The organism is Actinoplanes sp. URMC 104, assembly GCF_051386375.1.
In the GTDB taxonomy this organism is placed as follows: domain Bacteria; phylum Actinomycetota; class Actinomycetes; order Mycobacteriales; family Micromonosporaceae; genus Actinoplanes.
The window spans coordinates 543,991-555,763 of record NZ_JBPQTO010000004.1; the positions used below are offsets into that span (position 1 = coordinate 543,991).

9 protein-coding genes are annotated in these 11,773 nt (G+C 72.5%); 3 read left to right on the forward strand and 6 right to left on the reverse strand.

The features are described 5' to 3' along the window. Positions 1-8: 8 nt before the first annotated feature. The gene (locus ACSNN8_RS16330; protein WP_436650056.1) at positions 9-524 is read right to left on the reverse strand and encodes a hypothetical protein; all 516 of its coding nucleotides are present in this window, start codon (positions 522-524) and stop codon (positions 9-11) included. Positions 525-678: 154 nt separating this feature from the next. On the opposite strand from ACSNN8_RS16330, the gene ACSNN8_RS16335 reads away from it, so the two are divergent. From ACSNN8_RS16335 to ACSNN8_RS16345, 3 genes are all read left to right on the forward strand, one after another. After that, complete coding sequence (locus tag ACSNN8_RS16335; RefSeq protein ID WP_436650057.1) at positions 679-1,287, forward strand: GNAT family N-acetyltransferase; 609 nt, start codon at positions 679-681, stop codon at positions 1,285-1,287. 17 nt (positions 1,288-1,304) lie between these two features. Continuing rightward, on the forward strand, positions 1,305-2,402 hold the full coding sequence (locus tag ACSNN8_RS16340) for a DNA glycosylase AlkZ-like family protein (RefSeq protein WP_436650058.1): 1,098 nt from the start codon (positions 1,305-1,307) through the stop codon (positions 2,400-2,402). A gap of 185 nt (positions 2,403-2,587) precedes the next feature. Continuing rightward, a complete protein-coding gene (locus ACSNN8_RS16345; protein WP_436650059.1) occupies positions 2,588-2,899 on the forward strand; it encodes a DUF3040 domain-containing protein in 312 nt (103 codons plus the stop codon). 1,702 nt (positions 2,900-4,601) lie between these two features. On the opposite strand, the gene ACSNN8_RS16350 is transcribed toward ACSNN8_RS16345, so the two are convergent. The 5 genes from ACSNN8_RS16350 to ACSNN8_RS16370 form a co-directional block, all read right to left on the reverse strand. Further along, positions 4,602-5,825: a glycosyltransferase gene (locus ACSNN8_RS16350; protein WP_436650060.1), complete on the reverse strand. Its 1,224-nt coding sequence runs from the start codon at positions 5,823-5,825 to the stop codon at positions 4,602-4,604. A gap of 125 nt (positions 5,826-5,950) precedes the next feature. Then, entirely contained in the window at positions 5,951-8,137 is a 2,187-nt protein-coding gene (locus ACSNN8_RS16355) for an ArnT family glycosyltransferase (RefSeq protein ID WP_436650061.1), read from the reverse strand. A gap of 106 nt (positions 8,138-8,243) precedes the next feature. Beyond that, positions 8,244-9,314, reverse strand: a complete 1,071-nt coding sequence (locus tag ACSNN8_RS16360; RefSeq protein ID WP_436650062.1) for a 3-deoxy-7-phosphoheptulonate synthase — start codon at positions 9,312-9,314, stop codon at positions 8,244-8,246. A gap of 179 nt (positions 9,315-9,493) precedes the next feature. After that, entirely contained in the window at positions 9,494-10,948 is a 1,455-nt protein-coding gene (locus ACSNN8_RS16365; protein ID WP_436650737.1) for a sensor histidine kinase, read from the reverse strand. A 76-nt stretch (positions 10,949-11,024) separates the two neighbouring features. Next, positions 11,025-11,762, reverse strand: a complete 738-nt coding sequence (locus ACSNN8_RS16370; RefSeq protein ID WP_436650063.1) for a response regulator transcription factor — start codon at positions 11,760-11,762, stop codon at positions 11,025-11,027. Between the last annotated feature and the right edge of the window lie 11 nt (positions 11,763-11,773).

Below are 11,773 nucleotides of genomic sequence, written 5' to 3' on the forward strand. Positions count from 1 at the left end.
CGACAACGTTACGACTCCGCCGTCACACCCACCCGTCGACGGTCCACAATGGCCGTTTCCGGGGCCGCGTACGGCAGCCTCTTGGTCAGGCGATGCACCATGATCAGCGGAACGATCCCGAAGACGCCGAACGAGATGTCGATCAGGGTCCACCAGGGCGGCAGCCCGCGGATCGGGCCCGCGATCAGCGCCAGCGGGACGATCCCCGCACAGCACACCATTCCCCAATGGATCACCCAGACGTTGCGGACCGGATCGCGCCACGGCCCCCAGAACGCGATCGCGATGACCAGGTGGGCGAAGGCGAGCCAGTCGGTCCCGTACGCGATGAAGGGGTAGCGCTCGCCGGTGACGGTCAGCCCCTCGTGCACGCGGTCGATCCAGGCGACGAGCGGGCCGGGCGCGGGAACGGCATGTAGCACCCCGGCCAGCACCCGGGTCTCGGTGAGGAGGGGGAACGCGGTGACGCCACTCAGCACCAGCCCGACGACGAAGACCAGCAGCCAGGCGCGGATCGCTTTCATGATCACAACGTAGGCGCTGGGCGCCGGGCCGGGCGACTCCCTGCACCAGATCTTCACAGACGCAGCGGTGCGATCCGGGCACCATGACCAATCACTCATGCCTACATATCCCTCGCTACTGGCCGCAACCGGTCCCCGACGGCAGGATCGAGTGGTGGTCGCCAGCCGTCTCCCCTTTCCGCTCACGCTGACCGGAGACGGCCTCGTCCTGCGCGAATGGCGTTCCGAGGACCTCGACGACCTGGTCCGCATGCTCGACGAGCCCGAGATCGCCCGGTGGCGCCCGATGCCCTCGCCGTTCGACGTGGAGGCCGGCATCGCGTATCTCAAGCGCTGCCACCAGGGCCGGATCACCGGTCAGCGGATCCAGCTCGCCATCACGACCGACGGCGGACGGCCGCTCGGCGAGGTGCTGCTGTTCGGCGTCGACCTGGGCCTCAAGGAGGCCGAGCTCGCCTACCTGGTCGACGTGCGGGAGCGCCGGCGAGGGCTCGCCTCGGGGGCGTTGTCCCTTCTTTCCGCGTACGCCCGCAGCAGTCTGCATCTCGGCCGGCTCCTGCTGCGCATCGACTCGCGGAACACCGCCAGCACTGCCGTGGCGCGGCACTGCGGCTACCGGCTCACCGGCGAGCCACCGATCCTGCAGGAGACACCGTACGGGCCGAGCCGGCTCGACACCTGGGAACTCGTCGAGCGGCAGACCGGCAGCCGCCGCGATCGCCAGAAAAATGTCGCAGCCCGGCGGTACGGTCGTCGCACCTGACTCCCCTGGGAGGTGCCGTGGTCACCGTCGACCGTGCACAAGTGATGGCCTACCGGGTCGCCGCGCTGGGGCTCGCCGAGCGCGTCTCCGACCGCCCCGCCGACCTGCCCGTCCTCGACCTCGGCGTGCAGGAATACACGCCGGGTTCGGCCCAGGTCGCGCTCGCCGCGCGCACGAGCGCCGACCCCGCCGACGACCGCCTGATCACCGTCTGGGCGGCCCGCGGCGCGCCGCATCAGCATCGCCGTGCCGACCTCGCCGCGCTCGTCGAGCAGCTGTGGCCGATCAGCGACGCCGACGCGTCCGCGCGCATCAAGAGCGGCCAGATCCCCGAGGGCATGAAGCTGGGCATCGAGGCGTTCCGCGTCACCGCCGACGCGTTCCGCGAGGTGGTGCACGAGCCGATGCCGCGCGGCGAGGTGAGCACCGAGGTCAGCAAGCGGGTGCCGCGCTCGCTGACCTACGACTGCCGCTCCTGCCGCGCGCGGCACATCGCGGGCAACGTCTGGCAGCACGCCGGGCTGGCCGGCGGCGTCGAGGTGCAGTCCCGCGGCCGCGACGCCATGCTCGGCCCGATCCCCGACGCTCCGCCGCGCCCCGAGCGGAACGCCGGGCTCGCCGACCTGATCGTCACCTACCTGCGGTTCCTTGGCCCGGCCGGCCCGCTCGAGGTGGGCAAATACCTGGGCAGCTCGACCGCCGAGATGAGATCCGCGTGGCCGTCCGACCGGTTGACCGAGGTCGTGGCCGACGGCCGCAAGGCCTGGCTCCCCACCGACGCCGTCGCGTCGCTCGAGTCGGCCTCCCCGGTGCCCGGGGTGCGCTTCGTGCCGCCGATGGACCCGCTGCTGCAGGCGCGCGACCGCGACCTGCTGGTGCCCGGCCGCGACCGGCAGAAGGAGGTGTGGCGCACCCTGGGCAATCCGGGCGCCCTGCTCGTCGACGGCGAGGTGGCCGGCGTCTGGCGGGCCAAGGTCTCCGGCCGCAAGCGGATCGAGCTGACCGTCACCACGTTCGAGTCCCTTCCCGCCTCGCGGCGCAAACAGGTCGACCAGGAGGCCGCCGAGGTCGCCCGGGCCCGTCAGGTTCCCGAGGCCACGGTCGCCTTCGGATAGGCGTCGTGCCCCGGTTCGCCGGATCGCGGACGGGTGGTTGTCGTGGTCAGAGCGGTGCCGGTGCCGCCGAGCCGACGTTGAGGAATTCCGGAGGTATCCGAAAGGCAACACGTGAGTAACAATGGCATTGATCGGAGTGCGTGCCGTCCAACGAAGTGGCCGCGGCCCCGACCGGAGGTGGCGACATGTTGAGCAGGGAAGACAGCCGTCGGCTGGCGCAGCTGGAGCGTCAGCTGCGGCGTGACGACCCCGAGTTCTGTGCCCGCATGACCAGCGGCCGGCTCGATCCCCCGCGGCCCAAACGCCCACCCCTGTCCCTGTTCCTCACCGCCGCCGTCATCTGGACCGCCGCCTTCATCCTCGGCGTCCTCGGCTGGTGGATCGCCGCGGCGGCTTCCGCCTTCTTCGCCACGCTCGTCATCGCCGCCGCCCTGCTGCGCCGCCCACCGGGCCGCCCCCGCCGCATCACTCCCGATCAGCTGCCGCCAGATCACTGACCCCGCCCGCTCCCGCCGCGGCGTCCCTCAGCGACAGTCCGGCGGCCGCGGATTCGTGGCGTGCCGGTGGCGCCGACATGATGCGGGCGCGGCGCGGGCCTGCCGCTGTCGTTGGTGCGGGCTTGCCGCTGGCGACGGTCCCCGGGTGGCGCAGCAGCCGGTGGCACAGGCGAAAGCCTGCCGTTGGCGCGGGGGACCGCTTGGTGGCGCGGGCGCGGACCTGCCGCTGTCGTTGGTGCGGGGTCGCCGCTGGCGGGAATCTGCGAGTGGCGTAGGTCCGCCGGTGGTGCAGGTTTGCTGGCGGCGCGGGCGAGGGCCTGCCGCTGTCGTTGGCGCGGGCCTGCGCTGGCGCGGGTCCGCGGGTGGCGCAGGCGAAGGCCTGCCGTTGGCGCGGGGAACGCTTAGTGACGGTCGTGGGTGCCGGTCGCCGCAGCCGACCGCGTCAGCCGCTCTGCGGCGCAGGTGCTCGCCAGTCGCCCACGCCGCCTATACCTACCCGGCGACGTGCTCGATCGTCTTCGTGGGTGTAGCGGCGGGACGCTCGAGGCCATCACAGCGTGGGACGGCAGCTACCTTCCTTCGCTCGGTCAGCCGGCCCGGTACCGTCCCCCACCGCCGGCGGTGCGCGATGTCGTCCCGGGGCCGGCGTGCTTCGTTCCGTTGGTTGATTTCGTCCGCGTGGCGGTGCTCGATGTCATCCGGTGCCGTGTTGCTTCGTTAGCCGGGGTTGATCGTCGGTCGGTGAGTGTCGTGCTCGCTCCCGGGCCAATGGAGGGCCGCGGTCGCCGCCCACGTGGCCGTCGCCGCGGCGGCGGTGCTGTCAACGAGTGCTATGCCCGCGCCTGGTCAGCGGTCCGGCCGTGAGCGCCACGGTGCTTGCGCCCGGTCAGCGTCCGGTGGGTCTGCCCGTGCCGCCGTGCTCGCGATCGGTCAACGACGGTGATCTGTCTTCGCCGCAAGTGCTCGCCAGGGTCAGCGACGGCGATCTGCCTGGGCCGCCGCGCTGGTTGTGTCGTCGGCCAACTGCTCGGCATCTGAGTTGACGAGCGCAGCTAGGCCCCGCTCATCGCTACGTCAAACGCCCCTCACTCTGTGACCACCTTCCGCGGCGCGACACCTTAAGTGGCGTGTGCCCGGTCAGTAGTCGGGCGGACGCGCGATCGCGGCCAGTCAGTGCCTCTCGATTGCGGCGAGTGGGTGGCAGATGCGCGATCACGGTGAGTCAGTAGCCGTCGGTCGCGGTGAGTGGCTGGCGGGTGCGGGGACGTGGTGTGGGAGCAGCGGCCCGTTCTGAATTGCCGGCGCCGGGGCGGAGAGGCGGCGCAGGGCGGAGACCGGCGGGGGAGGCGGACAGGCGGGACCGGCGGGGAGGAGGCGGGGCGGAGAGGTGGCGCGGGACGGGGACCGGCGGGGGAGGCGGAGAGGCGGCGTCGGATGGGACTAGCGCGCGGAGAGACGGAGAGGTGGCGCGGGACGGGGACCGGCGGGGGAAGGCGAAGAAGCGGCGTCGGACGGGACTGGCGCGCGGAGAGGTGGAGTGGACGGCGTCGGACGGGACTGGCGCGCGGAGAGGTGGAGTGGACGGCGTCGGACGGGACTGGCGCGCGGGGGAGGTGGAGAGGCGGCGCTGGACGGGGACCGGCGCCGCCTCTCCCGAGGGGCCCGGTGGGCGCCGGGGCGGCCACCGGGTCCTGGCTGGGGGTCAGGCGGTGGCGGGGCGGAACACCCAGATGCGCAGCAGCAGGAAACGGACGGCGGTGGCGAGGAGGTTCGCGATCACCAGGACGGCCAGCTCGACGGGCTTGGCGGGGGCCGAGTGCAGGGCGTCCAGCAGGGCCAGGGAACCGCTCGTCAGCGCCAGGCCGATGCCGAAGACGATCAAGCCTTGGGCTTGGTGCCGCCACGCGTTGTCGGTTCCGCGTACGCCGAAGGTCAGACGGCGGTTGGCGGCGGTGTTCGCGACGGCGGTGACCAGCAGGGCGATGAAGTTCGCCCACTGCGGGCCGGCGCCTAGGCGGAGCAGCGCGTAGAGCGCCAGGTAGGCGAGCGTGCTGGCGACGCCCACGAAGGCGAAGCGCAGGAGCTGACCGGTGAGGCCCGCGGGCACGCCGTCCACGGGCAGCGGGTTGCGGCCGAGCTGTTCGCGCAGCGCGGCGAGCGGCAGCCGGCCGGAGCCGAAGGCGCGCAGCAGCCGCACGATGCCCTTGAGGTCGGCCACCGCGGTCGCCACGATGTCGACGCGGCTGTCGGGGTCGTCGATCCAGTCGACCGGGACCTCGTGGATGCGCAGGCCGGCCCGCTCGGCGAGCACCAGCATCTCGGTGTCGAAGAACCAGCCGGTGTCCTCGACCATCGGCAGCAGCCGCGCGGCCACGTCCGACCGGATCGCCTTGAAGCCGCACTGGGCGTCGGAGAAACGCGCGGCCAGGGCGCCGCGCAGGATGAGGTTGTAGCTGCGCGAGATGAACTCCCGCTTGGCGCCGCGCACCACCCGCGAGCCGCGCGCCAGGCGGGAGCCGATCGCCAGGTCGGAGTGCCCGCTGATCAGCGGCGCCACCAGCGGCAGCAGCGCGCCCAGGTCGGTCGACAGGTCGACGTCCATGTAGGCGAGCACCGCCGCGTCCGAGTGCGTCCACACGTGCTTGAGCGCGCGGCCCCGGCCCTTCTCGGGCAGGTGCACCCACTGGACCTCGGCGAGGTCGGCGCTCAGCCGGCGCGCGACGTCGGCGGTCGAGTCGGTGCTCGCGTTGTCGGCGATGGTGATCCGGAAGCGGTACGGGAAGGAGCTCTTCAGGTACGCCTGCAGTCGTCGCACGCACGGCTCGAGATCGATCTCCTCGTTGTGGACGGGAACGACCACGTCGAGCACCGGAGCATCGAGGCGGGTCGGGGCCGCGGCGGGCGAGGGCTGCGTCGAAAGGCTCATGTCGTCAACGGTGATCCCGGCGGCTGAGCAGCATTTGTGCCGGTCCTGTGCCCGCACTGTGAGTCCTTGCCAAGACGAAGAACAGGCGGCTCCCGTACGGGAACCGCCTGTCCACTGCGGAGCTGTCAGGGCGTGGTCGTGGCCGCGAGCTGGGTCAGGTCGTACACCGTGGTGGTGCCGACGGTGCGTGCTGTGAAGTTCTCGGCCACCCAGGATGCGATCTGCGAGCCGGCGCCGCTGCCGCCCATGCTGCGGCCGCCGCCGAAACCGCCGCCGCCGATGAAGTAGTGGATCTTTCCTTCGGCCACGTACTGCTGGAACTGCGCCAGCGTGGGCGACGGGTCGCTGCCGTTGAAGCCGCCGACCGGCATCACCGGGTCGCCGGTCGCGAGCTGGTAGCCGGACGCGCTCTGCGAGCCGACCGCGGCCGCCACCCAGGTGTACTTGCCGGCGTCGGCCTCGAGCAGCGCCTTCATCTCGTCGCTGACCGTCGCTGCGTCGAGCAGCCCGCCCATGCCGCCGCCGGTGCCGCGGCCGCCGAAGCCACCGTTGCCCTGGGTCCCGCCGTTGGAAGAGCCGCCGTTGGTGGAACCGCCATTCGGGGAGCCGCCATTGGTCGAGCCGCCGTTCGGAGAGCCGCCGTTCTGCGTGCCGCCGAGCCCACCGCCGGGGACGCCGGGGAACCCACCCTGACCAGCGCCGCCGCCGGGGAACCCCTGCCCGCCGCCCGGGAAGCCCTGCCCGCCACCGGGGAAGCCACCCCGCCCGCCGCGACCACCGCGCCCCGGCCCGCCGCCGAAGCCCCCGGCCGTGGCCGGCCCCGCGGAGGGGATCGACCCGGTGTGCGCCTCCGAAGCGGTCTGCACCGCATACGCCGCCGGCCCCGCCAGCACCGCGGCCAGCGAAACCCCGGCGGCCACCGCGGCCACCCGGGCCGGCAGCCGGAGCGCCCCGAGCAGCGCGACCGCCCCGGCGAGCCCACCGATCAGCACGACCCACCGCAGCCACGGCAGGAAGTCCGCGCTGCGCGCCAGCAGGTGGTACGACCACCAGGCCGTGACCGCGACCGCAGCCGCCAGCGTCACCGCGGCCACCACGTTGCGCCGGTGCTGCCACAGCAGCGCGACGCCCATGCCGGCCACCGCGCCGACCGCCGGCGCCAGCGCGACCGTGTAGTACGCGTGGAAGATGCCCTGCATGAAGCTGAACACCAGCCCGGTGATCAGCAGCCAGCCGCCCCACACGATGAGCGCCGCCCGCTGCCGGTCGGTGCGGGCCCGCCGCGCCGTGATGACCAGCCCGGCGACCAGCACGATCAGCGCCCCGGGCAGCAGCCACGAGATCTGACCGCCCTGCGAGCTGTCGAACATGCGCAGCAGCCCGGTCTCGCCCCACATGCCGCCACCGCCGCCGAAGCCGCCACCGCCGACGCTGCCGGTCTCCTCGCCGTTGAGCCGGCCCAGACCGTTGTAGCCGAGGGTGAGCTCCAGCAGGCTGTTGTTCTGCGAGCCGCCGATGTACGGCCGCATCGACGCCGGGATCAGCTCGACGATCGCGATGTACCAGCCCGCCGAGACGACCAGCGCGACGCCCGAGAGCAGCAGCTGGACGATGCGCTTGCCCAGCCTGGGCGGGCCGGCGACCAGGTAGGCCAGCGCGAACGCGGGCACCACGAGCAGCGCCTGCAGCATCTTGGCGAGGAAGCCGAACCCCACGAAGACGCCTGCGAGCACGATCCACTTGGTCGAGCCGTTCTCGATGGCCCGTACGGTGGCGTAGGCCCCGGCGACCATCAGCAGCACGAGCAGGGCGTCGGGGTTGTTGAACCGGAACATCAGCACGGCGATCGGCGTGAGGGCCAGCACCGCGCCGGCGATCAGGCCGGCGGCCGGGCCGAACCAGCGCCGCACCGTGGCGAACAGCAGCCCGACGCTGGCCACGCCCATCAGGGCCTGCGGCACCAGGATGCTCCACGCGTTGACCCCGAAGGCCCGCGCGGAGAGCGCCATGGCCCAGAGCGCGGCGGGGGTCTTGTCGACGGTGATCGAGTTGGCCGCGTCGGAGGAGCCGAAGAAGAACGCCTTCCAGCTCTGCGAGCCGGCCTGCACGGCGGCCGAGTAGAACGCGTTGGCCCAGCCGTTCCTTCCCAGCCCCCAGATGTAGAGGACGCCGGTGAGCAGCAGCAACGCGAGCAGCGCCGGGCGCACCCAGGGCGCGTCGCCGGCGGGGCCGCGCAGCAGACGCCATCGGCGCCCGGGCAGAGGCGGGACGGCCGGCGCAACCGACGGCGGGACGGGCAACGTCGTGGTCATCGAGGCTCCACTGAGAGGCGGATCTTTACCTCGACAACGGTCGGCGTTGCCCCTGTCCCGCCGTTATGCCGTTCCTGTCCGGGAGCTGTGAATCCCCGGCAGGCAGTCAGCTGAGTGTGGCGCGACGCTTGGCGGACGCGACGGCGAGCCGTTCGAGGACCGACACCGTCGGGTCCCAGCCCATGCAGGCGTCGGTCACCGACTGGCCGTACGTCAGCTCACCGCCCAGCTCCTGGCGGCCCGGCACGAGGAAGCTCTCGAGCATCACGCCGCTGATCCCGCGCTGGCCGGCCTCGAGCTGGCCGGCCACGTCGTCGGCCACGATCGGCTGGCGCAGGTGGTCCTTGCCGCTGTTGCCGTGCGAGCAGTCGATCACCAGGCGCTCCGGCAGCGAGGCCTCGCGCAGCAGCTCGAGGGCGGCGGAGACGTCGGCGGCGCTGTAGTTGGGCTTGCCGCCCCCGCCGCGCAGCACCAGGTGCGTGTCGGGGTTGCCAGTGGTGTGCAGGATCGCCGGGGTGCCGGAGAAGTCGATGCCGGGGAACACGTGCGGCACCGCGGCGGCGTGGATCGCGTCGATCGCGGTGGCGATGCTGCCGTCGGGGCGGTTCTTCATGCCGATGGGCATCGACAGGCCCGACGAGAGCTGCCGGTGGACCTGCGACTCGACCGTACGGGCGCCGATGGCTCCCCAGCTCACCGTGTCGGCGATGTACTGCGGCGTGATCGGGTCGAGGAACTCCACGGCGGTGGGCAGGCCGCGGCCCACGATGTCGAGCAGCAGCCGGCGGGCGATCCGCAGGCCGGTGCCCACGTCGCCGGTGCCGTCCAGCGCGGGGTCGTTGATCAGGCCCTTCCAGCCGACGGTGGAGCGCGGCTTCTCGAAGTAGACGCGCATCACGATCAGCAGGTCCTCGGCGAAGCGACCCTGCACCGAGGCCAGGCGGGAGGCGTACTCGCCCGCGGCGGCCGGGTCGTGCACGGAGCACGGGCCGACGACGACGAGCAGCCGCGGATCTCGGCCGTTCAGCACGTCCTCGACCTGGCGGCGGCCCTCCAGCACGGTGTCGTGCAACTCGCTCGTCAGCGGCAGCTCGTGGTGCAGCAGCGCGGGGCTCATCAGCGGGACGACGGCCTCGATGCGCTGGTCACGAACGCGCTGAACCTCGGGGGCAGTCACGGTGGTCTCCACTCCTCCGCCGGCGCCCACGGTGAGAGCCGGCAATGAAAAAGGCAGCGACATCGTGTCGCTGCCCGGGCCGGCTCTGGCGTGGTGTCTCAGGACATGGCTGAGGCACCGGCGGGAGCCGGCCCCATAAACCACGAATACCAACGAGACACGTCGGACAGCATAGCGCCTCAGTTCGCGGGCGGCGCGATCTGCGCCAACTGCTCAGCTGGTGGGACGGCCACCGGGGCGGCCGGGTCCAGCGGCAGCGTGACCGTGAAGACCGTACGGCCGGGTCGGCTGTCGACCGCGACCGTGCCGCCGTGCGCGCTCGCCACGGCGTGCACGATCGACAGGCCGAGCCCGGTGCTGCCGGCGGCGCGCGAGCGCGAGCTGTCGCCGCGCGCGAACCGCTCGAAGATGTGCGGCTGCAGGTCGGCGGGGATGCCCGGGCCGCCGTCGATGACCCGCAGGACCGCCGAGCCGGGCGTGCGGGCGACCGAGACGGTGACCGTGGTGCCCTCGGGCGTGTGGGTGCGCGCGTTGGCCAGCAGGTTGGCGAGCACCTGGTGCAGCCGCGCGCCGTCGCCGATCACGGTGACCGGCTCCTCGGGCAGGTCGAGCTGCCAGTTGTGGCCCGGCCCGGCGGCGTGCGCGTCGCTGACCGTGTCGACGACCAGCATGGTGAGGTCGACCGGATCGTGCGCCAGCGGGCGGCCGGCGTCGAGGCGGGCGAGCAGCAGCAGGTCCTCGACCAGGCCGGTCATCCGCTTGGCCTCGGACTCGACGCGGTTGAGCACGTGGGCGACCTCGTCGGGCACCGCGGCCCGGCTGCGGCGGCTCAGCTCGGCGTACCCCCGGATGGCGGCCAGCGGCGTGCGCAGCTCGTGGCTGGCGTCCGCGACGAACTGGCGGACCTGCATCTCGCTGGCGTGCCGGGCTTCGAGCGCGTTGCCGACGTGGTCGAGCATCTGGTTGAGCGCCGCGCCGACCTGCCCCACCTCCGTACGGGGATCGGTGTCCTGTTCCGGCACGCGCTGCGCCAGCCGCACCTCGCCATGGTCGAGCCGCAGCTCGGAGACCCTGGTGGCGGTGGCGGCGACCCGGTCGAGCGGGGCCAGGGTGCGGCGCACGATCAGGGCGCCGGCCCACCCGGCGATGCCCAGCGCGATGAGCACGGCGCCGCCGGTGACCAGCGCGACCCGCAGCAGCGTGAAGTTGGGGTTCTTGAGCGACAGCGCGGTCACCCGCACGATGCCCTCGTCGATCGGTGCGGCGGTGACGCGGAACGACCCGTAGCCGTCGACGTCGACCGTCGACTTGGCGCCGTCGGGCGGGACCGAGAGCAGCTGCGCGACGGCGACGTCCGTGAGCTCCTGGTACTTGGTGTCGGGGTTGTTGTCGGTGTTGGTGTACGGGACGACCTGGCCGCCCCTGACGTTCGCCACGCTCGTGTAGTAGAGCGTGATCGAGCCGATCTCCTCGCCCCGGAAGGGGTGGTCGATGTCGAACGAACCGAACGGGCCGCCCGGCGGACGCCCGCCGATCACGTCGAGCTTGGCGTCGACCTGGGTGTAGAGCGTGTCGCGCAGGAAGACGTACGCCGTGCCGCCGACCGCGAGCCCCAGGACGGTGAGCAGCACCATGATGATCGCGACGATGCGGGCGCGCAGCGGCCACCCGGCCGGGCTGCGCCAGCGGGCGGCACGAACCCGGGCCACCTCAGTCGGCGGGCTTGAGGACATAACCCGCCCCGCGCATCGTGTGGATCATCGGGGAGCGGCCCGCGTCGATCTTCTTGCGGAGGTACGAGATGTAGAGCTCCACCACGTTGGCCTGGCCGCCGAAGTCGTAGTTCCACACCCGGTCGAGGATCTGGCTCTTGCTGAGCACCCGGCGCGGGTTGCGCATGAGGTAGCGCAGCAGCTCGAACTCGGTGGCGGTCAGCGTGACCAGGTCGCCGCCGCGGCGCACCTCGTGGCTGTCCTCGTCGAGCGTGAGGTCGCCGACGACCAGCTGCGAGTCGGTGCGCATGGGGGAGTGACCCATCCGGCGCATCAGCCCGCGCAGCCGGGCCACCACCTCCTCGAGGCTGAACGGCTTGGTGACGTAGTCGTCGCCGCCCGCGGTCAGTCCGGTGATCCGGTCCTCCACCGAGTCCTTCGCGGTCAGGAACAGCACCGGCACCTCGGGCGACTCGCCGCGCAGCCGGCGCAGCACCTCGAGCCCGTCGATGTCGGGAAGCATCATGTCGAGCACGACGGCGTCGGGGCGGAACTCCCGGGCGGTGCGCACGGCCGTCTGGCCGTCGCCCGCGCTCTTGACGTCCCAGCCCTCGTAACGCAGCGCCATCGACAGGAGCTCGGCCAGCGTCGGCTCGTCGTCGACCACGAGCACGCGCACGGGACCGCCGTCGGGCCTGCGGAGCTCGCTGCTGGGATCTGCGTTCGCCATCGTCATGCCCCTACTGT

What these genes read in the sequence shown, in the direction of transcription:
- ACSNN8_RS16330 (WP_436650056.1), bottom strand. Translation starts at nt 524, where the DNA reads ATGAAAGCGATCCGCGCCTGGCTGCTGGTCTTCGTCGTCGGGCTGGTG.
- ACSNN8_RS16345 (WP_436650059.1), top strand. Translation starts at nt 2,588, where the DNA reads ATGTTGAGCAGGGAAGACAGCCGTCGGCTGGCGCAGCTGGAGCGTCAG.
- ACSNN8_RS16350 (WP_436650060.1), bottom strand. Translation starts at nt 5,825, where the DNA reads ATGAGCCTTTCGACGCAGCCCTCGCCCGCCGCGGCCCCGACCCGCCTC.
- ACSNN8_RS16355 (WP_436650061.1), bottom strand. Translation starts at nt 8,137, where the DNA reads ATGACCACGACGTTGCCCGTCCCGCCGTCGGTTGCGCCGGCCGTCCCG.
- ACSNN8_RS16365 (WP_436650737.1), bottom strand. Translation starts at nt 10,948, where the DNA reads ATGGTGCTGCTCACCGTCCTGGGGCTCGCGGTCGGCGGCACGGCGTAC.
- ACSNN8_RS16370 (WP_436650063.1), bottom strand. Translation starts at nt 11,762, where the DNA reads ATGACGATGGCGAACGCAGATCCCAGCAGCGAGCTCCGCAGGCCCGAC.